Source organism: Mycobacterium sp. NGS54 (assembly GCF_059812465.1).
Map to the genome: position 1 here is coordinate 284,258 of NZ_JCALCS010000006.1, position 24,289 is coordinate 308,546.

The window sequence follows — 24,289 nt, forward strand, 5'->3', positions numbered from 1 at the left end:
CGTCAGTCGCCGAGGATCTTGCGCTTCTGCTGCTCGAATTCCTCGTCGGTGAGCAGCCCGCGGTCCTTGAGCGCGGCCAGCCGCTCGAGCCGATCGATCGGATCCTGGTGGGCTTGCGCCGGCTGCGCCGCGCCGAGCACCTGCTGCTGCATCTCGGCGCCGCGCCGCATCATCTCGTCGCGGAATCCGGTGGGATCGGCGATGGCCCGGCGAATCACATCGCCCATCGGCATCCCCATCACCTGAGCGCCCGCCAGGTCGGGGCGGGCCGCGGTCACGGCGTCGATCGCCACGTCGGGCGTGGCGGCCGACCGGTGGTCGATCTCGACGCGGCCGTGGTCCTTGGGGTCGTAGAGCACGGGCAGCCGAGTGCCGGGGCGCGGCGGGCTCAGCTGGGGCAGCAGCGCGGAGACGCTGGCCTCGAATGGCGGTTCGGCGTCGGGGGTGACGCGCAGCCGCAGCTTCCAGCGAACCTCGGTGTTGCCGACCAGATTCGGGTTGCCGACGGTGACCGAAATCGCCGACTGCTCCGCCGTGAGGACGTCCGCGAACGCGCGGACGCCGACTTTGCTGAGATCTCTGCGCCCGAACATCGTGCCCCTTCCGAGATCCGCCAACTGTAGCGCGACCTGGCCCGTAGGATCGGATCGTGAACGCCGACGCGCTGGCCGAGCTGATCGCCAAGCTGCCCGACGGGATGGTCGTCACCGACCCCACCATCACCGAGGGCTACCGCCAGGACCGCGCCTTCGACCCGTCGGCCGGCAAGCCGCTGGCGGTGGTCCGGCCGCGGCGCACCGAGGAGGTGCAGACCGTGATGCGCTGGGCCTCGGCCCACCGGGTGCCGGTGGTGACCCGGGGCGCCGGCAGCGGCCTGTCCGGCGGGGCCACCGCGCTGGACGACGGCATCGTGCTGTCGACGGAGAAGATGCGCGACATCACCGTCGACCCCGTCACCCGCACCGCGGTATGCCAGCCGGGCCTGTTCAACGCGGAGGTGAAAAAGGCCGTCGCCGAGTACGGACTGTGGTATCCGCCCGACCCGTCGTCGTTCGAGATCTGCAGCATCGGGGGCAACATCGCCACCAACGCCGGCGGGTTGTGCTGCGTAAAGTACGGCGTCACAACCGATTACGTGCTGGGCATGCAGGTGGTGCTGGCCGACGGCACCGCGGTGCGCCTCGGCGGGCCGCGGCTGAAGGACGTCGCGGGGCTCTCGCTGACCAAGCTGTTCGTCGGCAGCGAGGGCACGTTGGGCGTCGTCACCGAGGTGACGCTGCGGCTGCTGCCGGCCCAGAACGTGTCCAGCGTGGTGGTCGCGACGTTCGCCTCGGTCGGCGCGGCCGTCGACGCGGTGCTGGGAGTCGTTGCGCGGCTGCGGCCTTCGATGCTGGAGTTCATGGACTCGGCGGCGATCAACGCCGTGGAAGACAGCCTGCGCATGGACCTGGATCGCTCGGCGGCCGCCATGCTGGTGGCCGGCTCCGACGAGAGGGGGCGCTCGTCCGGGGAGGACGCGGCGGTGATGGCCGCGGTATTCGCGGAAAACGGTGCCACAGAGGTTTTTTCGACCGACGACCCGGACGAGGGCGAGGCCTTTGTGGCCGCCCGCCGGTTCTGCATCCCCGCGGTCGAGGCCAAGGGCTCTCTGCTGCTGGAGGACGTCGGGGTGCCCCTGCCCGCGCTGGGTGAGCTGGTCACCGGGATCGAGCGCATCGCCGCGGAACGGGATCTGATGATCTCGGTGATCGCGCACGCCGGCGACGGCAACACTCATCCGCTGATCGTGTACGACCCCGCCGACGCCGCCATGACCGAGCGCGCCAACCTGGCCTTCGGCGAGATTATGGACCTGGCCGTCGGTCTGGGCGGCACGATCACCGGTGAGCACGGCGTCGGCCGGTTGAAGCGGCCGTGGCTGGATGGCTACCTCGGCCCCGAGGTGATGGAGTTGAACCAGCGCATCAAGCGGGCGCTGGACCCGCTCGGGATCCTCAACCCCGGCGCGGCGATCTAAGGCCCTTTGCGCCTCGAGCGTGCGGCTGGCCGCACACTCGGCGTCGAACGTGCGGCTGGCCGCACGATCGACGGCAGCGGCGATCTAGAACTCGAAGCGGTTGAGCACGTCGAAATTTCGCATCGGCGTGGCATTGACCAACCGCCACAGCAGCCGCACCGGCGCCGAAGGGACACGCTCGTAGAGCGCGATCACCGGAACCTGCTCGAGGAAGCGCAGCCGCGGATTCCAGCGCTCCAGTTCGTGGATGTCGCCGATGCCCCACTTGGTGATGCCCTTGGTGAGGACCCTGGACAGCCGCGGCCCCAGCGGCGACGTCGTGTCGAAGAGCATCTCGCCGCCGGCGAACCGATCCGTGAGGCGCCGCAGCAGCGCGCGTACCTCGGGCTCGACGAGGTACATGACCAGTCCCTCCGCGACCACGAGCGTCGGGCGATCGGAGGGGATCTCGGGCAGCCAGGCCTCGTCGGTCACCGACGAGCCGATCATCCGGTAGCCGTCGCGGTCGTCATAAAGCTTGCGCCGCAGGGCGATTACGTCCGGCTGATCGACGTCGAACCATTGCACGGTGTCCGGCGGGCGCAGCCGGAACGCCCGGGTGTCCATACCGCACCCGAGGTGCAGCACGACGGCGTCCGGGTGGCGGCGCAGGAAGCCGGCGCTCCACTCGTCGAGCTGTTTGGCGCGCACGGCGACCAGATATTGGTTGGATCCGGGCCGCATGGCGCGCCGCATGCGCGCCCAGTCGTATTCGATGCGGTCCACCGCCTCGGCGGCCGCCTTGTCATCGAGAATCGGTACCGGCGAGCGGCTTTCGTAGGCCCGCAGATACAGCGTGCACAGGTTGGTCCATTCCACCGACCCCCACGCCACGTCGCTGAAGTCGACCTTGTCCGTCATCGTCATCGCTGTCGCTTCCCCTCCCGGTATTCGGTCCACATCCGCATCAGCTGCTCTCGGTAGTCCCGGGTGCAGAACTCGCAGAAGTCGCGGAAGTCCTCGACGCGCTCGCGCTGTTCGGCACGGTCCTCCCCCAGCACCGACAGGGCGAACTCGGCGGGCTCGATGCCCAGGCGCATCAGCGACAGCTGCGTCTCCAGCACGCTGGTGAACCCGCCCGGGGTGACGCGGTAGAGGTGTTGCCGGTCGGGGCTCGGCAGCCGCTCGATCATGCCGCCCTCCAGCAGCTGCCGGGCGACGGTGCTGATCGAGGCCTTGCTCACCGACAGCGCGCCGGCCAGTTCGGTCAGCGACTGCTGCGGCGGATGGCAGATCAGCAGCCACCCATAGACCCGGCCCATGGTGCGGGTCGCCCCGAGGAGCTCGAAGAACAGCCCGATGCGGTCGACGAACTCGGCTTCCTCCGGGGACATCAGGTTCCTCTGGTTCGTTCAGTACGGACTGAACGAAGTGTACAACCATTGGGCCGCCCGTGGCGCCGAGACTGCTCCCGCCGCGGCGGAAATTGGCGCGGTGGACGCAGTCTCGGCGAGTGGGGCGGGCGGCGTGGTTGACATTGTTACCTAGATGCCTTACAAATGAGACATGTCACCGGTGATGTCTCACGGATTTCGGCTGGCCACCGCCGAGACCTGGCCCAACCCCTGGCCGATGTACCGGGCGCTGCGCGACCACGACCCGGTGCACCACGTCGTCCCCGAGACCCGGCCCGACCGGGACTACTACGTGCTGGCCCGCCACTCCGACGTCTGGGCGGCCGCGCGCGACCACGAGACGTTCTCCTCCGCACAGGGCCTGACCGTTGAGTATGGTGAGCTGGAACTGATTGGACTGCAGGACAATCCGCCGTTCGTGATGCAGGATCCCCCGGTGCATACCGAGTTTCGCAAGCTGGTGTCGCGGGGTTTCACGCCGCGACAGGTCGAGGCGGTGGAGCCCAAGGTGCGCGAGTTCGTCGTCGAGCGCATCGAGAAAATCCGCGCCGACGGCGGCGGCGACATCGTCACCGACCTGTTCAAGCCGCTGCCGTCGATGGTCGTCGCGCACTACCTCGGCGTTCCCGAGGAGGATCGCGCGCAGTTCGACGGCTGGACCCAGGCGATTGTCGCCGCCAACACGTCCGAGGGGGGAATCGGCACGTCGCTGGACGCGGTCGGGTCGATGATGGCCTACTTCACGCGACTGATCGAGCGGCGCCGGGCCGAACCCGAGGACGACACGATCTCGCATCTGGTGGCGGCCGGGGTGGGCGCCGACGGGGACATCGCGGGGACGCTGTCGGTGCTGGCGTTCACGTTCACGATGGTCACCGGCGGCAACGACACGGTCACCGGGATGCTGGGCGGGTCAATGCCGTTGCTGCACGAGCGGCCGGACCAGCGCCGACGTCTGGTCGACGACCCGGGGCTGATCCCCGACGCGGTCGAGGAGTTGCTGCGGCTGACCTCGCCGGTGCAGGGCCTGGCGCGCACCACCACCCGCGACGTGACCATCGAGGGCACCACCGTCCCGGCGGGCCGCAAGGTCCTGCTGCTCTACGGGTCGGCCAACCGCGACGAACGCCAATACGGGCCGGACGCAGGCGAACTCGACGTGACCCGCTGCCCGCGCAACATCCTGACGTTCAGCCACGGCGCGCACCACTGCCTGGGCGCGGCGGCGGCCCGCATGCAGTCGCGGGTCGCGCTGACCGAATTGCTGTCCCGCTGCCCCGATTTCGAGGTCGAGGAGTCCGGCATCGTGTGGTCAGGCGGCAGCTACGTGCGCCGCCCGCTGTGCGTGCCGATCCGGGTGAACGCCTGATGCCCGACTGGTTGGCCGAGCACCGCGGGGAGGCGGCTGCGGACCGGATACTCGACGCCGCCGAGCGGCTCTACACGCGCCGCGAACAGGAGTCCATCGGCATGAACGAGATCGCCCGGGCCGCAGGCTGTTCCCGCGCGACGCTGTACCGCTACTTCGAGAACCGCGAGGCGCTGCGCACCGCGTACGTGCACCGCGAGGCGCGACGGCTCGGCCGCGCGATCGCCGACGAGATCGGCGGCATCGAGGACCCGCGCGAACGGCTGGTGGCGAGCATGACCGCCGCGCTGCGGATGGTGCGCGAAAGCCCCGCGCTGTCAGCGTGGTTCGCCGCCAGCCGACCGCCGATCGGCGGCGAACTGGCGCAGTCGGAGGTGATCACGGCGCTGGCGGCGGCGTTCGTCGGCTCGCTCGGCCCGGAGGATCCCGCCGTCGTGCAGCGTCGGGCGCGCTGGGTGGTGCGGGTGCTCACGTCGCTGCTGACCTACCCCGGCCGGGACGAGGCCGACGAGCGGGCGATGATCGGGGAGTTCGTCGTCCCGACCGTGGCGCCGGTCGGCGCCCGAGGCTAGATCACTACGCGGAGGCGACGTGCGGCCTGCGCTCCCCACGCGCCGCGAACGCGGTGACGATTTCCCCGGCGCGCACCGCCACGTTGGACAGCAGCGAGGACGACAGGCCGTGGGTATGCTCGACGGCGCCGTTGAGGTAGATGTCCCCCGGCGCCCCGGCCTTTGCCACCAGTCGATAGTCGCGGGTGACGGCGGGGCGCCCGTCCGAGTCGAATTCGTACCGGCCGGCCAGGTCGCCGAGGAAGCCTTGGACGTCCAGCGGTTCGTAGCCGGTCGCGTAAATCACCGCGTCGCAGTCCAGCGTCGCGCGCGAGCGATCGATCAGGTGGCACACCGTCACACGAACCTTTTCCGGATACTCCCGCGCGGCAACGACTTCCGAGGCGTTATGGATGAACAGCCGCCGATCGCCCGCGACCAGTTCGGCGTACTCGCGGGAATAGAGGTCGTCGATCAACTCCGGATCGACCACCGAATAGTTGGTCGCGCGATGGTAATCGAGCAGTCGTTCGCGCACATGCGTGTCGGCGCGATAGAACTCGTCCACCGCCGAGGGGTCGAAAATGCGGTTCGCGTACGGGGTGTCGTCGGCGCTGCTGTATCCGTACCGGGCGAAAACCGCATGCACCTCGGCCTGCGGGTAGGTCGCGTGCAAATGAGCAACCACCTCGGCCGCGCTTTGACCCGCGCCGATCACGGCGAATCGCCCCGGACCGTCAAGGTTCAGGGCGGCCAGGTTGTCGAGCAGCCGGTGGCTGTGCCACTGCCGGGACGTCTCGACGACGCCCGCCGGCAGCACGGGGTGCAGCCCGGTCGCCAGGACCAGGTTCGCCGCATGGATGACGCGGTCGGGTTCGGTGCGCACCACAAAACCCGGCTCACCCGAACCGATTTCGACGACGCGGTGCCCGTAGCGGACATCGGCGGCGACGCGGGCCGCGGCCCACTCGAGATAGTCGTGAAACTCAATTCGGGTGGGAAACAACGTGTGCAGGCCGATGAATTCGACCAGCCGGCCGCGCTCGCTGAGGTAGTTCAGGAAGGTGAAGTCGCTCTTGATGTTCCGCAGGGTGACGAGGTCTTTGAGGAACGGGATCTGCATGCGGGCGTTCGGCAGCAGCATCCCGAGGTGCCAACCGAACTCGTCCTGCTCCTCGACGAACACGGCGGCCATGCGCCGCTCGTCCAGGGCGATCGCCAACGCGAGATTCGACGGCCCGAAGCCGACGCCCAGCAGGGCGGTCTTCTCAGGTGTGGGCATAAGACCTCGCCAACCGTTCCAGATAGCGTTCCCGCACCGTGGCCCTGTCGATCAGCACAATGAAGTCGGCCATGTCGAAGTCCGGGTCGTAGGAGGGTTCCCCGCAGATCATCCCACCGATCCGCAGCGACCCCTGCACCATCGGCGGGATGCGCACGCGCCCCGGGTCGGGCAGCTCGGAGAGGCTCAATCCGTTGACCGTGACGGGGTTTCGCGGAAAGACACGGTATCGCTCGGGGGCGGGATGCCGGCCCAACGCCGCGTCGCGCACACCCCGCGCCAGCGCGCCGCGCGGCCCGCCGTCGTCCATCCGGACCGACAACGACCCGATCCCATACTGGTAGCCGCTGATTTCCTGGTATCGAAGGATTCCCGCCCACAACAGCCCCATCACCGCGCCGCTGCGGTGGTCGGGATGCACGCTCACCCGGCCGAGTTCGACGAGCTCGGAGCGCAACTCGTTGAGGCCACCGATGTCGAACGTGGTGTCCGCGAAGAGGCCGCCGGCGGCCTTGGCCCCGTCGGGCGGCAGCAGCCGGTAGCACCCGACGATCTGTCCGCTCGTCTCGTCCCGGGCCAGCAGGTGGTCGCTGTACGGATCGAACTGATCGACGTCGATCATCTCTCCAGTCAGGGGCCCGCGGATCGCCTGCGGCAGCGCCGCGCCCATTTCCTCGGCAAACGTCTGGTAACGCAACCGCTGCGCGGCTTCGATGTTTGCCGGGTCGCTGGAGATGATGACGCTGTAACGGTTGTTATCCGTCGCCGGGATGATGATCGCATCGCCCAACATGGATCGGAACGTTACACGGACATGCCTTCAGCAAACGGCATTTCGGGCTCATCGTGGCGGCGCGCGCCGACGCCGATCAAGATCGCGCTGGCGACCGCCGCGGCGGTGGCCGCTATGGCCGCGGCCACCAGAGCGACCTGCATTCCGGCGGCGCTGGCCTGACGGGCCGCCCGCGCGATCGCGGGCAGCGCGGCGCGGTAGTCGGCGGGCAGGAAATCGAGCGCCCGAAGGCCGGCGCCGGCGGACAACCGGTCGACGAGGCGTTGCGCGGGGCCGGGGCCGCCGAGGCCGAGCTGGGCCAGTTCGCGCGTGGCGCTGGCGGACCCGCGCCGACCGAACAGGGCGCCCAGGCCGGCCACGCCGGCCAGGATGCCGACCTGGCGAACCGTGCTCACCGCGCCGGTCGCCATCCCGGCGTCCGCGACCGGCACGAATTGCAGTGCGATGTCCGACGTCAACGCGAACAGGCCGCCCAGGCCGAGCCCGGCCACGACGGAACCCGCGATGAAATGCGTCCACTGGGTGTCCGCACCGACCCCGGTCATCAGCCACAGGCCCGCCGCGATCAGCGCGACCCCGCCCGGGATCGACATCCAGGCCGGAAAATACCGCGCGCCGACCATGGCCAGCGGGGCGCCCAGCACGCAGGCGACGGTCAGCGGCAGGGCCCGCAGGCCGGACTGAAATGGGCTGTATCCCAGGGTGTTCATGAAATACAGCGCCAGGTAGTTGGTGGAAGCGATCAGCGTTCCGGCCGCAGCGAACGCCGCCAGGGATACCCCGGCAAAACCCGGGCGGCGCACCACGGTCAGGTCGAGCATCGGCGCGCCGCACCGCGACTCCCACCACACGAACACCGCCAGGCCCGCCGCGGAGAACGCGCCCAGGGCCAGGATCACCCCGCTGGTCCAGCCACGCCGGTTGCCCTCGATCAACACGTAGACGCCGGCGAACAGCGCGGCCGACAACACGGCCGTGCCGACCAGGTCGACTGGACGGTCTTGCGCACCAAGGGTTTCCGGGACGAACCGCACGGCGATCGCCAGCGCGACCACCCCCACCGGCACGTTGATCAGGAAGATCGACTCCCAACCGAACGCCCCGACCAGCGCCCCGCCGAGCAACGGCCCGACGGCCGCGCCCGCGCCCATCACGGCGCCATAGATCGCGATCGCGATGCCCCGGCCCCGCTGTTCGGGAAAGGCCGCCGCCACCATCGGCAGCGAGACGCCGAGCAGCACCGCGCCGCCGGTGCCTTGCAGCGCCCGGCACAGGTTGAGCGCCTCGATGCTGCGCGCCAGCGCGCAGCCGGCCGAGGCCAGCGTGAACACGACCATCCCGGCCAGATACAGCCGTCGCCGTCCGAGCCGGTCACCCAGCGTGGCCGCGGTGAGCAGCAGCCCGGCCATCGGCAGCGCGTACGCGTCGACCACCCACTGCAGGCCGCTGAGGTCGGCGTCCAGGGACGCCTGGATGTTGGCGAGCGCGGCCGAGACGATGGTCATGTCGAGCAGCAGCATGAACACCGCGAGGCACACCGCGAGCAGGGTCAAGCGGGGGTGGACGGCCGTCGCGCCGTCCCCGTCGTCGGCCACCTAGCCGTCCTTGACCCGGGTGAAGCGGTGCAGCAGCCAGGCGAGTGGGATCGTCACGGCCAGCGTCGCGACGAACAGGTAGCCCATCGAGCCGGTGTAGACGTGCGCGCGGACGATGTAGACCATCGCGAATTCCATGGTGATGAGGTGGATCAGGAAGATCTCGTAGGAGATCTCGCCCAACCACACCATCGGCCGGCTGGCCAGCAGCCGCGCGTACAAGCCCTGATTGCCCAACGCCAGCGGCGCCACCGCGAGCGCGGCGATGACGGCATAGAACACGGTCTTGCAGACGGCCTGGCTCAGCGTCGCCGGTGACGTCGTGGGTGCGCCGGCGATCGGCGTGGAGGCGATGAAATAACAGATGACGGCCAGTGGGATGGCCACGAACGCGTAGCAGTGCACCTTCATCGCCTGCAGCACGGCCAGCGCCATGCCGGCCAGGAACCAAGCCAGGTAGGTCGGCAGCCAGAGCCGGGCGCCGTCGGGGAACCAGTGGTCGGTGTGCACCAGGATCAACCACCCGGGGCTGATCAGCGCCATCGCGCCAAGGGCTGCCAGCACCAACGTCGGCCGCCATTGCCGCCGGGTGATCAGCACCAGCAGCAGGTAGGCCAGCAGCGGCAGCACGACGTAGAACGAGGCCTCCACAGCCAGGCTCCACATCTGCGTGAGGCCCTGGTGCAGGTACTTGCCGAGGTAGCCGTTGCAATAGATCTGCGTCAGGGTCAGGTTGCGCACCAGCCCCAGCCAGGTGTGCCCGGGGTTCGGGCCGGCCTCGCGGAAGTGGTAGAGCACGTAGGCGATCAGCACGGTGATGACGTAGGCGGGCATGATGCGCCGAACCCGGTGCCGCGCATAGCGACTCAGCGACGGCGGCGGGCCGCCGGTGGCGGCCGACTTCACCCACGGGCGGAACAGCAAAAAGCCCGACAGCACGAAGAAGATCGGGACGCCGATCTCCAGCCGGGAGCCGACGAGGCCCCAGTAGCCGTGGGTGTACTTGCCGGTGGTGTAGGCGGCGTGGGTGCCGACGACGGTGAGCGCGGCGACGGCGCGGATGCCGGTCAGCGACGCGACGCGGTCGACGTGCGAGACCTGCTCGAGCCCGCCCTGGGCGTCGCGTTCCTCGGAGAGCGTCACCGGCGTGGTTTCGTTTTGCCCGGTGAGCGGTCCGGCCGCAGGTCGATCAACACGCCCGAGATGCGGGTCTGCTCGAGCTTTTTCAGCGTCGCCTTGGGTAGTTTGGCCGGCAGCTCGACGAGCGAGAAGTCGGGCCCGATGGCGATGTGGCCGAAGTCGCTGCGGTGCAGGCCGCCCTCGTTGGCGATGGCGCCGACGATCGCGCCGGGGCCGATCTTGTGCCGCTTGCCCACCGAGATCCGGTAGGTGGCGAAGTTTCTTTGCTGCCTTGGCCTTTCGGGGCGTTCGTGGCGCTCCTGACGCTCGCGGCGTTCGCGGCGTTCCGGCGGCGGTTCGGGCGCCATCAGGAACGCCTCGCCATCGCGGGACTGCACCGCCAGCGCCGCGGCGATGTCGGCCATCGGGACGTCGTGCTCGCGCTCGTAGTCCTGAACCAGCTTGCGGAACAACTCGATTTCCGGGGCGCTCAGCGCGTCGGTGATGGAGTCGCCGAATTTCGTGATGCGCTGGGTGTTGACGTCCTCGACGGTGGGCAGCTCGGCCTCGGTGAGGGTTTGCCGGGTGGCCTTTTCGATCGCCTTGAGCAGGTGGCGCTCGCGCGGGGACACGAACAACACCGCGGTGCCCGAGCGCCCGGCCCGCCCGGTGCGCCCGATGCGGTGCACGTAGGACTCGGTGTCATGCGGGATGTCGTAATTCAGCACGTGCGAGATGCGTTCCACATCAAGGCCTCTGGCGGCCACGTCGGTGGCGACCAGGAGGTCGATGCTGCCACCCTTGAGGGCGGCGATGGTCCGCTCGCGCTGCGCCTGCGGGATGTCGCCGTTGATGGCGGCGGCGGAAAACCCTCGGGCCCGAAGCTTTTCGGCGACCTCCTCGGTGGCCTGCTTGGTGCGGACGAACACGATCATCGCCTCGAACGGCTCCACCTCGAGAAGGCGGGTGAGCGCGTCCATCTTGCGGGGCCCCGCGACCTGGATGTAGCGCTGCGAAATGTTCTCGGCGGTGGCGGTTTTCGCCTTCGCGGTGACCTCGAACGGGTCGTGCAAGTACTTCTTGGTGAGCTTGCGGATCGCCGGCGGCATGGTCGCCGAGAACAGGGCGACCTGTTTGTATTCCGGGGTTTCGGACAGGATGCGCTCGACGTCCTCGGCGAAGCCCATGGTGAGCATCTCGTCGGCCTCGTCGAGAACCAGGTAGTCGATGTGGGACAGGTCCAGCGTGCCGCGCTCGAGGTGGTCGATGACGCGCCCCGGGGTGCCGACCACCACCTGCGCGCCGCGCCGCAGCCCGGCCAGCTGCACGCCGTAGGACGAGCCGCCGTAGATCGGCAGCACGTGGATCTGCGGCAGGTGCGCGCCGTAGCGGCTGAACGCCTCGGCCACCTGCAGCGCCAGCTCGCGGGTGGGCGCCAGCACCAGCGCCTGCGTCGCGGTGCTCTTGACGTCGATCTTGGACAGGATCGGGATCGCGAACGCCGCCGTCTTGCCGGTGCCGGTCTGCGCCAGCCCGACGACGTCGGACCCGGCCATCAGCGGCGGGATCGTCGCCGCCTGGATGGCCGTCGGGGTTTCGTAGCCGACGTCGGCGGTCGCCTTCAGGACCGCAGGGTGAATCTGCAGGTCGGCGAACGTGGGAGAGGCAGCCTCGGGCGGGCTGTCCGGAACGGTCATCGTGTGAAGAGTCTAGTGGCGATCGCGAGGCCAGCGAAGCTGGGCGCTGCGGGTCGCCACCATCGGGACCAGTGGCGATCGCGAGGCCAGCGAAGCTGGGCGCTGCGGGTCGCCACCATCGGGACCAGGGCGATCGCGAGGCCAGCGAAGCTGGGCGCTGCGGGTCGCCACCATCGGGACCAGTGTGATTGGCGGTCGCTCCTACGGCACGCTGGCACACCTGCCACAACGCCGCCCCGGATGACGGTAGGTTGCGCGATGTGTGCTCGCTACCCTGCCGCGCGCTGACGGGCGTAGCCGTTCTCGCGTCGGCCTCCATCGCTTTGACCGGATGCGGTTCGGGAGATTCCACCGTCGCCAAGACGCCGCAGGCCACCACGACCTCGACCGCGTCGATAACCGCCCCCGCCACGCCCATGCCGACGTCCGGGGCGGCCGCCCCACCCAGCAGCGCGGCGCCCGACCCGTGCGCGGTGAACCTGGCCTCCCCCACCATCGCCAAGGTCGTCTCCGAACTGCCGAAAGACCCGCGCAGCCAGCAGCCCTGGAATCCCGAACCGGTGGCCGGCAACTACAACGAGTGCGCGCAGCTGTCGGCGGTGATCATCAAGGCCAACACCAACGCCGTGAATCCGACCACCCGCGCGGTGCTGTTCCACCTGGGCCAGTTCATTCCGCAGGGGGTGCCCGACACCTACGGGTTCAACGGCATCGACGCCGCGCAAACCACCGGCGACACGGTCGCGTTGACCTACCCCGGCGGGGTCAACGGCCTCAACACCGACGTGCGGTTCCATTGGGACGGCAACGGTGTCCAGCTGATCGGTAACGGCCCCGGCCACTGAACCCGGGGGCGGCCCCGCGTCAGCTGCTGACAATGAGCGGAAGCGAGATCACGCCGGGGCCGCCGGCGACGACGATCACCCACCGGCCATCGACGGGCATGGCCACCGAGACCGGGAAGAAGGCGAACCCGATTTCACCGACGGTGGCCGCCGGCGGCAGCTCGAAGGCGACCTGAAGGGGCTTGTCACCGGTCGGGGGCCAGATCTCGACGTCGACCCGCCCGTCCCCATCGTCGGCTTCGGACTGGGTCAGCACCACGAGCAGAAAGGTGGCGAACCGGTCGGGCCCGACGACGAATCGGGATAGCACGCCGCCACGCACGTCGAGCTTGTTGTCGACCACCTCTGCCGCTTCGGCGAGAAAGGCCCCCGTGACGATCACCTGCCGAAGCTACCGCCTGGCCGGGGCGCCGCGGCGCGCGGCCCACCGAGCTCGCTGATTACCTTGCCGAACAATGCATTTCACACGCGGACCGTCGACCGCGCGCGATCAACCGCCGACCCGCCGAGCCGTGTCGGCCCCCTCACCTACAGTTGCACCTGTGTTCGTCACCGACGAAACCGTCGTCTACAGCGCGTCGGACCTCGCGTCCGCCGCCCGGTGCGAATACGCCCTATTGCGGGACTTCGACGCGAAACTCGGCCGCGGCCCCGCCGTCGCCGTCGAGGACGACCTGCTCGCGCGAACCTCCGCCCTCGGCACCGAGCACGAACGACGCCGCCTCGACCGATACCGCGCCGAACTCGGCGACGGCGTCGCGGTGATCGGCCGCCCGGCCTACACGCTCGCCGGGCTGACGGCCGCCGCCGAGGCAACCCGGCGCGCGATCGCCAACCGCGCCCCGGTGGTGTATCAGGCCGCGATGTTCGACGGGCGGTTCGTCGGATTCGCCGACTTTCTGGTACTCGACGGCGACCGGTACCGCGTCACCGACACCAAGCTGGCCCGCTCGCCCAAGGTGCCCGCGCTGCTGCAGCTGGCCGCCTACGCCGACACGCTGCGCGCCTCGGGCATCCCGGTGTCGCCGGAGGCGGAGCTGGAGCTGGGCGACGGCGCCGTCGTGCGCTACCGAATCGGCGACCTGATCCCGGTCTACCGTTCCCAGCGCGCGCTTTTGCAGCGGCTGCTCGACGAGCATTACGCCGCGGGCACCCCGGTGCGTTGGGACGACCAACACGTCGGCGCGTGCCTCCGCTGCCCGCTGTGCACCGAACAGTTGCGCGCCACCGACGACCTGCTGCTGGTCGCCGGGATGCGAGTCACCCAGCGCGACAAGCTGATCGACGCCGGCATCAGCACCGTCGCCGAGCTGGCCGAGGGCGCTAAGCCGGTCGCCGACCTGGCGCCCAGCGCGCTGAACAAACTCACCGCGCAGGCCAAACTGCAAGTGCGCCAACGCGCTACCGAAACCCCGCAATTCGAGATCGTCGACCCGCAGCCGCTGACCCTGCTGCCCGAGCCCGACCCCGGCGACCTGTTCTTCGACTTCGAGGGCGACCCGCTGTGGACGGCCGACGGGCGCGACTGGGGCCTGGAATATCTGTTCGGCGTCCTGGAGGCCGCCGGGAATTTCCACCCGCTGTGGGCGCACGACCGGGTGGACGAGCGCAAGGCGCTCACCGACTTTCTCGCGATGGTGAAAAAGCGCCGCAAGCGCCGCCCCAACATGCACATCTACCACTACGCGCCGTACGAGAAGGCCGCGCTGCTGCGGCTCGCCGGGCGGTACGGGGTCGGCGAGGACGACGTGGACGAGCTGCTGCGCAGCGGCACGCTGGTCGACCTGTACCCCGTGGTGCGCAAGAGCATTCGGGTGGGCGCGGAGTCGTTCGGCCTCAAGGCGCTCGAGCCGCTGTACATGGGTTCACAGCTGCGCGCCGGCGACGTCACGACGGCCACCGAGTCGATCACCTCCTACGCCCGCTACTGCGAGCTACGGGCCGCCGGCGAATTCGACGGCGCCGCGTCGGTGCTCAAGGAGATCGAGGACTACAACCACTACGACTGCCGGTCGACACAGGCTTTACGCAACTGGCTGATGCTGCGCGCCTACGAATCCGGCGTCGTACCCATTGGCGCGCAACCGGTTCCGGGAGGAAACCGGGTCGAGGACCGCGACCGGCTGGCGATGACGTTGTCGGCGTTCACCGGCGACGCCGGCGTCGCCGACCGCAGGCCGGAGCAGACGGCGGTGGCGCTGGTGGCCGCGGCGCGCGGCTACCACCGGCGCGAGGACAAGCCGTTCTGGTGGGCGCATTTCGACCGGCTGAACTTCCCAGTCGAGGAGTGGTCCGACGACACCGACGTCTTCCTCGCCGAGACGGCGTCGGTGGACGCCGACTGGCACACCCCGCCCCGCGCGCGCAAGCCGCGGCGACACGTGCGCCTGGAGGGAGAGCTGGCGCGCGGCGACCTGATGACCGAGGTCTTCGCGCTCTACGAGCCCCCCGCCCCGCCGGGCATGACCGACAACCCCGACCGGCGCGCCGCCGGCCGCGCCGAGGTCGTGTCGGTCGATGACCCGGCGGTGCCCACCACGGTGGTCATCGCCGAGCGAGTCGGCAAGGATGGCAGCACGTTTGACCAGCTGCCGTTCGCGCTCACCCCGGGGCCGCCGATTGCGACGACGGCGTTGCGGGAGGCGATCGAAACGACCGCGGCCGCCCTCGCCGCCGGCCTGCCAACTCTGCCGCCCACCGCGGTGATCGACGTCCTGCTGCGCCGCGCGCCCCGCACGAAAAGCGCCGCCCCGCTGCCGCGTGGCGCCGACACGATCGATGACATCACCGCCGCCGCACTCGATCTCGACTCGTCCTACCTCGCCGTGCACGGCCCACCCGGCACCGGCAAAACGCACACCGCCGCCCGGGTGGTGAAAGCCCTGGTCGCCGACCACGGCTGGCGCGTCGGCGTGGTCGCGCAATCCCACGCCACCGTGGAGAACCTGTTGGGCTGCGTGATCGACGCCGGACTGGATCCGGCCCGGGTCGCCAAGAAACCCGCCGGGCACGACGCCCCCGGCTGGCAGGAGATCGACTCCGGCGAGTACCCGGCCTTCATCGCGAACACGAAACGCTGCGTGATCGGCGGCACCGCCTGGGATTTCGCCAACGCGAGCCGGGTGCCGCCGGGCAGCCTGGACCTGCTGGTGATCGACGAGGCGGGCCAGTTCTGCCTGGCCAACACCATCGCCGTGGCGCCGGCGGCCGCCAACCTGATGCTGCTCGGCGACCCGCAGCAGCTGCCACAGGTCAGCCAGGGAACGCATCCGGAACCGGTCGACACGTCGGCGCTGGACTGGCTGGTGGACGGCCGGCGCACGCTGCCCGACGAGCGCGGCTACTTCCTGGATTGTTCCTACCGCATGCATCCGGCGGTCTGCGCCGCGGTTTCCGCGCTGTCCTACGAGGGCCGGCTGCATTCCCACGAGTGCACCGAGGCGCGCCACCTCGACGGGCAAAGCCCGGGCGTGCACGTGAGCGTCGTTGAACACCAAGGCAATTCGACCGAGAGCCCCGAGGAGGCCCACGCGATCGCAGCCCACATCGACGCGCTGCTGGGCCGGGCGTGGACCGACGAGCACGGCACCCGGCCCCTGGCCGCCTCCGACGTGCTGGTGTTGGCGCCCTACAACGCCCAGGTGACCCTGATCCGACGACGGCTCAGCGAGGCCGGGCTCGGCGCGGTCCGGGTTGGGACCGTCGACAAGTTCCAGGGCCGCCAGGCGCCGGTGGTGTTCGTGTCGATGACGGCATCGTCGGTCGACGTGGTGCCACGCGGGATCTCGTTCCTGCTCAACCGGAATCGGCTCAACGTCGCCATCAGCAGGGCGCAGTACGCGGCGGTGATCGTGCGGTCGCGGCTGCTCACGGAGTACCTTCCCGGCACGCCGGGCGGCCTGGTCGACCTGGGCGCCTTCCTGGCGCTGACGCAGGGCTAGTCCGCCGAGTGTGCGTGCTATGTATCAAAATTCGGCAAAATCGGTACATAACCCCCACGTTCGGCGCGGCGCGGGGGACTAATTACGACGAGTGCCGGCCGTAGCCGGCAGGGTCGTCGTCGGGATCGGGGCGGTAGCGGTGGCCCGGTGAGGCCATCGGACGGAACCGCTTCCCGCCCTCGACGCGAGACCCGTTGTGCGCGAAGCCGATCGGTCCGGAAGGGGCCGGCTGCTGCACCGGCGCCGGCCGGGCGCGCGGCGGCGGGGGCGCCACGTCCGGTTCACGAACCAGCAGAAACTCGACGTAGTCGTCGTCGTCATAGTCCTCGTAGTCGTCGCCCTCATCCGGCAGCTCGCCGACCGCGTCCCCCGACGGCGCGAACCCGAGCACGAACAGCGCGGCCACGACGCCGAACAGCACGACGAACGCGGGCAACAACACCGACTGGGCCATCGCCGCCGCGAACGGCTCGCGCAGGAACTCGGGAAGCTGCACGGCGGTGGCGTCCTCCGCCGCGGCCGACGGCGCTGCCGACGGCAGCTCGGACCCGATCCGCCACGTCATGAACGCGGCCATGCCCGCGCTGCCGAGGACCGCCCCGAGCTGGCGCACCGAGTTGAAGACCGCCGAACCCGCCCCGGCCAGTTCGGGGGGCAGGTTGCGCGTCGCGGTCGCCGTCAGCGGGGCCCACACGAACGCGCTGCCCACACCGATCACGGCGAACGCCAGCAGCAGCCGCCAGATCGGCGTCGACGGGGACATCTCGAACGACAGCCAGGTGAGCCCGATCGCCATCGTCGAGAACCCGAAGCCGAGCACCGGCCCCGGGTGGTACCGGTCGACGATCATGCCAACGAACGGCGCGAGCGCACCGCCCACCACCGCCATCGGCGCGATCACCAGCGCCGAACGCGTCGACGACAGCCCGCACCCGGCCTGCAGGAAGAACGGCAGCGGCAGCATCATCGCCGTCATCGCGAACGCGGTGACGGCGACCCCGGCGTTGCACAGGCCGAAGTCGCGGTCGGCGAAGATGCGCAGCGGGATCAGCGGGTCGCGGGTGTTGACGGCCTGCCAGTACACGAACACCGACATGCACCCCACACCGGCGACGATCATCGCCCAGACCCACGGCTGCCAGTGAGCCGCCTGGCCCTCCTGCAGGCCGAAGACGATGAGGAACATGCCCAGCCCGGACAACGCGACGCCCACCAGGTCGAAGCGCTGCGTCTGGGTGGGCAGCACGGGCACCAGCCACGCGGCCAGCGCCAGCCCGGCGACGCCGATGGGGACGTTGACGAAGAAGATCCACTGCCAGCCCAGCCCGTCGACCAGCGCGCCGCCGGCCAGCGGCCCGACCAGGGTGGCCACGCCGGCGGTGGTGCCCCACACGCTGACCGCGACACCGCGCCGCTCCGGCGGGAAGACCCGGGTGATCATCGACAGCGTCTGCGGGGTCAGCACGCCGGCGCCGACGCCCTGGACCACCCGGGCGGCGATCAGCGCCGCCACGCTGCCCGACAGCCCGCACCCGATCGACGCGACGGTGAACAGGCCCAGCCCGATGAGATAGAGGTTCTTGGTGCCGAACCGGTCGCCGAGCCGCCCGGCCACCAGCAACACCACCGCGCACCCCAGCAGGTAGGCGCTGGTCACCCAGACCACGGTGGCGTACCCGGTGTGCAGGTCGATCTTGATGGTCGGGTTGGCGATGACGACGATGGTGGAGTCGACCATGATCATGAAGAAGCCGATCATCATCGCGAAGAGCGCGTTCCACGGATTCCGCGGGCCGGACGCGAGCAGGGAGTTCCAGCGCTTCACGAACTCGGCGCGACTCGGCACCGCGCGCCGGCTCTCCCCCGGCGACCGAGGCGTCGCCGCGTTCATCTGACCTAACCCCCTCGCACCCTTGGCGTGAATCGCCACCCAGCCCGCATTATCCCGCGTGGGCAAATGCGCCGCTCGGCCGCGGATCGGCGAGCGCACGTTAGCCTGGAAGGACATGTGGAAGCGAGGCAGAATGCGGGCCCGACGGAACAGAACGTCACCCATGTCGACGCCGGAGCAGGCGGCGGCCGGCCAGGGCGGCCGGCCGAAGGCGTCGGCGCGGGCGTTGGCGCAGGTCATCGAGCGGAGCACCCGGATACACGGACCCGCCGCGGAGGCCTACGTGTCGAGGCTGCGCCGCGCACACCCCGCCGCCGGCCCCGCCGAAATCGACGCCAAGCTGGAGAAGCGCTTCCTGGCGGCGCTGACGGCCAGCGGCGCCGCGGTCGGCTCGGCCGCGACGTTTCCCGGGGTCGGCACGTTGACGGCGGTGTCCGCCGGCGCCGGGGAAACGGTTTTCTTCATCGAGGCCACCGCTCTGTTCGTGCTGGCCAAGGCCGTCGTCTACAACGTCCCGGCCGACCACCGCGAACGGCGCCGCGCGCTGGTCCTCGCCGTCCTGGTCGGCGACGACAGCCAGCGCGCCATCGGCGAGCTGATCGGGCCCGGCCGCACCAACGGGGGCTGGCTGGCCGAGGGCATGGCCTCGCTGCCGTTGCCGACGCTGTCGCGGCTGAACACCCGGATGCTCGGCTACTTCGTCAAGCGCTATACCGTGCGCAAGGGCGCCCTGATGTTCGGCAAGGCGCTGCCGGTCGGCATCGGCGCCGTGGTCGGCGGCGCCGGCAACCGGATGGTGGGCAAGAAGATCGTCCGCAACGCCCGCCACGCGTTCGGCCTGCCGCCCTCGCGCTGGCCGAGCACCTTGCGGCTGTTGCCGCCGATCCACGAAGCCGGCTAACGGCCGCCTGACCCGGTCCCTCTCGCGAATCTCCCGCGAACGGCTAGCCTTTATTGGGGCGGAAACGTTCCAGGACCATCGCGGGAGTGAGGTGCCCCGCTAGCAACGCGTACAGCGCGCCTGCAGGACAAAAGAATTGAGGCGAACAGGGGCCGTGAGCAACATTTCACCATTCGGGCAAAACGAATGGCTGGTCGAGGAGATGTACCGCAAGTTCCGCGATGACCCCTCCTCGGTCGACCCGAGCTGGCACGAGTTCCTGGTCGACTACAACCCCGAGCCCGCCACCGAGGTGGTCCCGAGCGCCCCCGCGGCCCCCTCCGACGGGCAGGCCGCAGCCCCGGCGGCCAAGCCCGCCGAGACCAAGCCGGCACCGCCCGCGCCCACCGCGGGCAACGGCGCCCCGGCACCGGCGGCGCAGGCACCCGCGGCGCCGGCCAAGTCCGCCGCTCCCCCGCCGGCCGAGGGCGACGAGGTGCAGGTGCTGCGCGGCGCGGCCGCCGCCGTCGTCAAGAACATGTCCGCGTCGCTGGACGTGCCGACGGCGACCAGCGTCCGCGCCGTCCCCGCCAAGTTGCTCATCGACAACCGGATCGTCATCAACAACCAGCTCAAGCGCACCCGCGGCGGCAAGATCTCCTTCACCCACCTGCTGGGCTACGCGCTGGTGCAGGCGATCAAGCAGTTCCCGAACATGAACCGGCACTACGCCGAGGTCGACGGCAAGCCGACCGCCGTCACGCCCGCGCACACCAACCTGGGCCTGGCCATCGACCTGCAGGGCAAGGACGGCAAGCGCTCCCTGGTGGTGGCGGGCATCAAGCGCTGCGAGGAATTGCGGTTCGCGCAGTTCGTCACCGCCTACGAGGACATCGTGCGCCGCGCCCGCGACGGCAAGCTCACCGCGGAAGACTTTGCGGGCGTGACGATTTCGCTGACCAACCCGGGCACCATCGGCACCGTGCACTCGGTGCCCCGGCTGATGGCCGGCCAGGGCGCCATCATCGGCGTCGGCGCCATGGAGTACCCCGCCGAGTTCCAGGGCTCCAGCGAGGAGCGCATCGCCGAGCTGGGCATCGGCAAACTGATCACCCTGACCTCGACCTACGACCACCGCATCATCCAGGGCGCCGAGTCCGGCGACTTCCTGCGCACCATCCACGAGATGCTGCTCTCGGATGCCTTCTGGGACGAGATCTTCCGCGAGCTGGGCAACCCATACCTGCCGGTGCGCTGGAGCACCGACAACCCGGACTCGATCGTCGACAAGAACGCCCGGGTGATGGAGCTGATCGCGGCCTACCGCAACCGCGGGCACCTGATGGCCGACATCGACCCGCTGCGCCTGGACAGCACACGGTTCCGCAGCCACCCCGACCTCGAAATCCTCAACCACGGCCTGACGCTGTGGGACCTCGACCGCATCTTCAAGGTCAACGGCTTCGCCGGCTGCGAATACAAGAAACTGCGCGACGTGCTGGGCCTGCTACGCGACGCCTACTGCCGCCACATCGGCGTGGAATACACCCACATCCTCGAACCCGAACAACAGCGGTGGCTGGAAGAGCGGATCGAGACCAAGCATGTCAAACCGACCGTTGCGGAACAGAAGTTCATCCTGAGCAAGCTGAACGCCGCCGAGGCATTCGAGACGTTCCTGCAGACCAAATACGTTGGGCAGAAACGATTCTCGCTCGAGGGCGCGGAAAGCGTGATCCCGATGATGGACGCGGCCATCGACCAGTGCGCCGAGCACGGCCTCGACGAGGTGGTCATCGGGATGCCGCACCGCGGCCGGCTCAACGTGCTGGCCAACATCGTCGGCAAGCCGTACTCGCAGATCTTTTCCGAGTTCGAGGGCAACCTCAACCCGTCGCAGGCGCACGGCTCCGGCGACGTCAAGTACCACCTCGGCGCCACCGGCGTGTACCTGCAGATGTTCGGCGACAACGACATTCAGGTGTCGCTGACCGCCAACCCGTCGCACCTGGAGGCCGTCGACCCGGTACTGGAGGGCCTCGTCCGGGCCAAGCAGGACCTGCTGGGCCACGGCGCCGAGGACCAGGGCGACGAAAAGGCCTTCTCCGTGGTGCCGATGATGATGCACGGCGACGCCGCGTTCGCCGGCCAAGGGGTTGTCGCCGAGACGCTGAACCTGGCGAACCTGCCCGGCTACCGCGTCGGCGGCACCATCCACATCATCGTCAACAACCAGATCGGCTTCACCACCGCGCCGGAGTACTCGCGCTCCAGCGAATACTGCACCGACGTCGCAAAGATGGTGGGGGCGCCCATCTTTCACGTCAACGGCGACGACCCGGAGGCGTGCGTGTGGGTGGCCAAGCTGGCCGTCGACTTCCGGCAGCGGTTCCACAAGGACGTCATCATCGACATGCTGTGCTACCGGCGCCGCGGCCACAACGAGGGCGACGACCCGTCGATGACCAACCCGTACATGTACGACGTCGTCGACACCAAGCGCGGGGCGCGCAAGAGCTACACCGAGGCCCTGATCGGCCGCGGCGACATCTCGCTGAAGGAGGCCGAGGACGCCCTGCGCGACTACCAGGGCCAGCTGGAGCGGGTGTTCAACGAGGTCCGCGACCTGGAGAAGCACGGCGTGCAGCCCAGCGCGTCGGTGGAGGCCGACCAGCCGGTGCCCGCCGGGCTGGCCACCGCGGTGGACAAGTCGCTGCTGGCCCGCATCGGCGACGCTTTCCTTTCCGTGCCAGACGGTTTCACCGCGCACCCGCGGGTTCAGCCGGTGCTGGAAAGGCGCCGCGAGATGGCCTACGAGGGCAAGATCGACTGGGCGTTCGGCGAGCTGCTGGCGCTCGGATCGCTGGTGTCCGAGGGCAAGCTGGTGCGGCTGTCCGGGCAGGACACCCGCCGGGGCACCTTCTCCCAGCGGCATTCGGTGATCATCGACCGCAACACCGGGGAGGAGTTCACGCCGCTGCAGCTGCTGGCGACGAACCTCGACGGCACCCCGACGGGCGGCAAGTTCCTGGTGTACGACTCGCCGCTGTCGGAATACGCCGCCGTCGGCTTCGAGTACGGCTACACCGTGGGCAACCCGGACGCGCTTGTGTTGTGGGAGGCGCAGTTCGGCGACTTCGTCAACGGCGCGCAGTCGATCATCGACGAGTTCATCAGCTCGGGCGAGGCCAAGTGGGGCCAGCTGTCCAACGTGGTGCTGCTACTGCCACACGGGCACGAGGGGCAGGGCCCCGACCACACCTCCGGGCGCATCGAACGCTTCCTGCAGCTGTGGGCGGAGGGTTCGATGACCATCGCGATGCCCTCGACACCGTCCAACTACTTCCACCTGTTGCGCCGGCACGCGCTGGACGGCATCCAGCGCCCGCTGATCGTGTTCACGCCGAAGTCGATGCTGCGCAACAAGGCCGCCGTCAGCGACATCAAGGACTTCACCGAGATCAAGTTCCGCTCGGTGCTCGAGGAACCCACCTACGAGGACGGCATCGGCGACCGCAGCAAGGTCAGGCGGATCCTGCTGACCAGCGGGAAGATCTACTACGAGCTGGTGGCGCGCAAGGCCAAGGACAACCGCGACGACGTCGCGATCGTGCGCATCGAGCAGCTGGCCCCGCTGCCCAAGCGCCGGCTCAACGAGACGCTGGACCGCTACCCGGCGGCCGAGGAGTTCTTCTGGGTGCAGGAGGAGCCGGCCAACCAGGGCGCGTGGCCGCGCTTCGGGCTGGAGCTGCCAGAACTGTTGCCGGACAAGCTAACCGGGCTCAAGCGCATCTCGCGGCGGGCCATGTCGGCGCCGTCGTCGGGTTCGTCGAAGGTGCATGCCGTCGAGCAGCAGGAAATCCTGGACACTGCGTTCCGCTGACGCCGCCTTCGACGGCGAGCGAGCGTGTTCGTACGGCGACCCGCCGCTTTGGCCGGCATTTTGCGCACGCTCGCGCTTAGGAGCCGTTCAGGCGCAGCGTTATCGGCCGTCGGGCCCGCGGGGCCGGGGTAATCCGTAACCCCGGGTACCGTCTAGCCTCGACGAGAGCCGACACGAGGAGGGTGCTCATGCAGGGATTCGCGGGGAAGGTCGCCGTGGTCACGGGCGCCGGTTCGGGCATCGGGCAGGCGCTGGCGATCGAGTTGGCCCGCTCGGGCGCCAAGGTGGCCATCAGCGACGTCGACACCGAGGGCCTGGCGCAGACCGAGCAGAAGCTGAAGGCGATCGGCGCGCCAGTCAAGGCGGACCGGCTCAACGTCACCGAGCGGGAGGCCTTCCTGGCCTACGCCGACGCGGTCGCCGAGCACTTCGGCAAGGTCAACCAGATCTACAACAACGCGGGCATCGCGTTCACCGGGGACGTCGAGGTCAGCCAGTTCAAGGACATCGAACGGGTGATGGACGTCGACTTCTGGGGCGTCGTGAACGGCACCAAGGCATTCCTGCCGCACCTGATCGCCTCCGGCGACGGCCATGTGATCAATGTCTCGAGCGTGTTCGGCCTGTTCTCGGTGCCCGGGCAGGCGGCGTACAACGCGGCCAAGTTCGCCGTCCGGGGCTTCACAGAGGCGCTGCGGCAGGAAATGGCGCTGGCCCATCACCCGGTCGCGGTGACCACCGTGCACCCGGGCGGCATCCAGACCGCGATCGCCCGCAATGCGACCGCCGCCGAGGGACTCGACCCCGAGCAACTGGCCAAGCTGTTCGACAAGCGGCTCGCCCGGACCAGCCCGGAACGCGCCGCCAAGGTCATCCTGGACGCGGTCCGCAAGAAGAAGGCCCGGGTGCTGGTCGGCACCGACGCCAAGCTGTTGGACGTGATGGTGCGGGTCGCCGGCCCGTATTACCAGCAGCTGTTCGGCCCCGTAATGGGCCGCCTGATGCCCAAGCCCTAGCGGCCCAAGCTCTGAC

The 24,289-nt window shown here is 69.5% G+C and carries 18 protein-coding genes; 8 read left to right on the forward strand and 10 right to left on the reverse strand.

Features of this window, described 5'->3' with window-relative positions; translation table 11 throughout:
• Nucleotides 1–2: 2 nt before the first annotated feature.
• Nucleotides 3–593, reverse strand: coding sequence for an SHOCT domain-containing protein (locus AC5Y5E_RS20560; RefSeq protein ID WP_499904586.1), 591 nt, complete (start codon nucleotides 591–593; stop codon nucleotides 3–5).
• A gap of 56 nt (nucleotides 594–649) precedes the next feature.
• Here AC5Y5E_RS20560 and AC5Y5E_RS20565 point away from each other — a divergent pair, with 56 nt between their 5' ends.
• The gene (locus AC5Y5E_RS20565) at nucleotides 650–2,017 is read left to right on the forward strand and encodes an FAD-binding oxidoreductase (protein WP_499904588.1); all 1,368 of its coding nucleotides are present in this window, start codon (nucleotides 650–652) and stop codon (nucleotides 2,015–2,017) included.
• A gap of 84 nt (nucleotides 2,018–2,101) precedes the next feature.
• Here AC5Y5E_RS20565 and AC5Y5E_RS20570 read toward each other — a convergent pair whose 3' ends face one another.
• A complete protein-coding gene (locus AC5Y5E_RS20570) occupies nucleotides 2,102–2,917 on the reverse strand; it encodes a class I SAM-dependent methyltransferase (protein ID WP_499905020.1) in 816 nt (271 codons plus the stop codon).
• A gap of 2 nt (nucleotides 2,918–2,919) precedes the next feature.
• A complete protein-coding gene (locus AC5Y5E_RS20575) occupies nucleotides 2,920–3,390 on the reverse strand; it encodes a GbsR/MarR family transcriptional regulator (RefSeq protein WP_499904589.1) in 471 nt (156 codons plus the stop codon).
• 172 nt (nucleotides 3,391–3,562) lie between these two features.
• On the opposite strand from AC5Y5E_RS20575, the gene AC5Y5E_RS20580 reads away from it, so the two are divergent.
• Nucleotides 3,563–4,780, forward strand: coding sequence for a cytochrome P450 (locus tag AC5Y5E_RS20580; protein WP_499904591.1), 1,218 nt, complete (start codon nucleotides 3,563–3,565; stop codon nucleotides 4,778–4,780).
• The gene (locus AC5Y5E_RS20585) at nucleotides 4,780–5,352 is read left to right on the forward strand and encodes a TetR/AcrR family transcriptional regulator (protein ID WP_499904592.1); all 573 of its coding nucleotides are present in this window, start codon (nucleotides 4,780–4,782) and stop codon (nucleotides 5,350–5,352) included. Before AC5Y5E_RS20580 ends, AC5Y5E_RS20585 begins: the two co-directional genes overlap by 1 nt.
• 4 nt (nucleotides 5,353–5,356) lie before the next feature.
• On the opposite strand, the gene AC5Y5E_RS20590 is transcribed toward AC5Y5E_RS20585, so the two are convergent.
• Genes AC5Y5E_RS20590 through AC5Y5E_RS20610 form a run of 5 tightly spaced genes read right to left on the reverse strand, consistent with a single transcriptional unit; the run spans nucleotide 5,357 to nucleotide 11,817 of the window.
• On the reverse strand, nucleotides 5,357–6,613 hold the full coding sequence (locus tag AC5Y5E_RS20590; RefSeq protein WP_499904594.1) for a lysine N(6)-hydroxylase/L-ornithine N(5)-oxygenase family protein: 1,257 nt from the start codon (nucleotides 6,611–6,613) through the stop codon (nucleotides 5,357–5,359).
• Nucleotides 6,600–7,406 carry a GNAT family N-acetyltransferase gene (locus AC5Y5E_RS20595; RefSeq protein WP_499904595.1) on the reverse strand — a complete coding sequence of 269 codons (807 nt, stop codon included), beginning with the start codon at nucleotides 7,404–7,406 and terminating at the stop codon, nucleotides 6,600–6,602. The genes AC5Y5E_RS20590 and AC5Y5E_RS20595 overlap by 14 nt, the downstream gene beginning before the upstream one ends.
• Before the next feature lie 11 nt (nucleotides 7,407–7,417).
• Nucleotides 7,418–8,959: a DHA2 family efflux MFS transporter permease subunit gene (locus tag AC5Y5E_RS20600; RefSeq protein WP_499905022.1), complete on the reverse strand. Its 1,542-nt coding sequence runs from the start codon at nucleotides 8,957–8,959 to the stop codon at nucleotides 7,418–7,420.
• Nucleotides 8,960–9,001: 42 nt separating this feature from the next.
• On the reverse strand, nucleotides 9,002–10,144 hold the full coding sequence (locus tag AC5Y5E_RS20605) for an acyltransferase family protein (protein ID WP_499904596.1): 1,143 nt from the start codon (nucleotides 10,142–10,144) through the stop codon (nucleotides 9,002–9,004).
• A complete protein-coding gene (locus AC5Y5E_RS20610) occupies nucleotides 10,141–11,817 on the reverse strand; it encodes a DEAD/DEAH box helicase (protein WP_499904598.1) in 1,677 nt (558 codons plus the stop codon). The genes AC5Y5E_RS20605 and AC5Y5E_RS20610 overlap by 4 nt, the downstream gene beginning before the upstream one ends.
• A gap of 251 nt (nucleotides 11,818–12,068) precedes the next feature.
• Here AC5Y5E_RS20610 and AC5Y5E_RS20615 point away from each other — a divergent pair, with 251 nt between their 5' ends.
• Nucleotides 12,069–12,662: an LppP/LprE family lipoprotein gene (locus AC5Y5E_RS20615; protein ID WP_499904600.1), complete on the forward strand. Its 594-nt coding sequence runs from the start codon at nucleotides 12,069–12,071 to the stop codon at nucleotides 12,660–12,662.
• Between the two features lie 19 nt (nucleotides 12,663–12,681).
• On the opposite strand, the gene AC5Y5E_RS20620 is transcribed toward AC5Y5E_RS20615, so the two are convergent.
• Nucleotides 12,682–13,041 (reverse strand): hypothetical protein, encoded by a 360-nt coding sequence (locus AC5Y5E_RS20620; protein ID WP_499905023.1) that lies wholly within the window; start codon nucleotides 13,039–13,041, stop codon nucleotides 12,682–12,684.
• A gap of 163 nt (nucleotides 13,042–13,204) precedes the next feature.
• On the opposite strand from AC5Y5E_RS20620, the gene AC5Y5E_RS20625 reads away from it, so the two are divergent.
• Nucleotides 13,205–16,603: a TM0106 family RecB-like putative nuclease gene (locus tag AC5Y5E_RS20625; protein WP_499904601.1), complete on the forward strand. Its 3,399-nt coding sequence runs from the start codon at nucleotides 13,205–13,207 to the stop codon at nucleotides 16,601–16,603.
• 82 nt (nucleotides 16,604–16,685) lie between these two features.
• Here AC5Y5E_RS20625 and AC5Y5E_RS20630 read toward each other — a convergent pair whose 3' ends face one another.
• Complete coding sequence (locus tag AC5Y5E_RS20630; protein WP_499904603.1) at nucleotides 16,686–18,494, reverse strand: MFS transporter; 1,809 nt, start codon at nucleotides 18,492–18,494, stop codon at nucleotides 16,686–16,688.
• A gap of 133 nt (nucleotides 18,495–18,627) precedes the next feature.
• On the opposite strand from AC5Y5E_RS20630, the gene AC5Y5E_RS20635 reads away from it, so the two are divergent.
• The 3 genes from AC5Y5E_RS20635 (at nucleotide 18,628) to AC5Y5E_RS20645 (ending at nucleotide 24,273) form a co-directional block, all read left to right on the forward strand.
• Nucleotides 18,628–19,395, forward strand: a complete 768-nt coding sequence (locus AC5Y5E_RS20635) for a hypothetical protein (protein ID WP_499904605.1) — start codon at nucleotides 18,628–18,630, stop codon at nucleotides 19,393–19,395.
• Between the two features lie 154 nt (nucleotides 19,396–19,549).
• Complete coding sequence (locus tag AC5Y5E_RS20640; protein WP_499904606.1) at nucleotides 19,550–23,257, forward strand: multifunctional oxoglutarate decarboxylase/oxoglutarate dehydrogenase thiamine pyrophosphate-binding subunit/dihydrolipoyllysine-residue succinyltransferase subunit; 3,708 nt, start codon at nucleotides 19,550–19,552, stop codon at nucleotides 23,255–23,257.
• Nucleotides 23,258–23,445: 188 nt separating this feature from the next.
• Nucleotides 23,446–24,273: an SDR family NAD(P)-dependent oxidoreductase gene (locus AC5Y5E_RS20645; RefSeq protein WP_499904608.1), complete on the forward strand. Its 828-nt coding sequence runs from the start codon at nucleotides 23,446–23,448 to the stop codon at nucleotides 24,271–24,273.
• Nucleotides 24,274–24,289 lie beyond the last annotated feature (16 nt).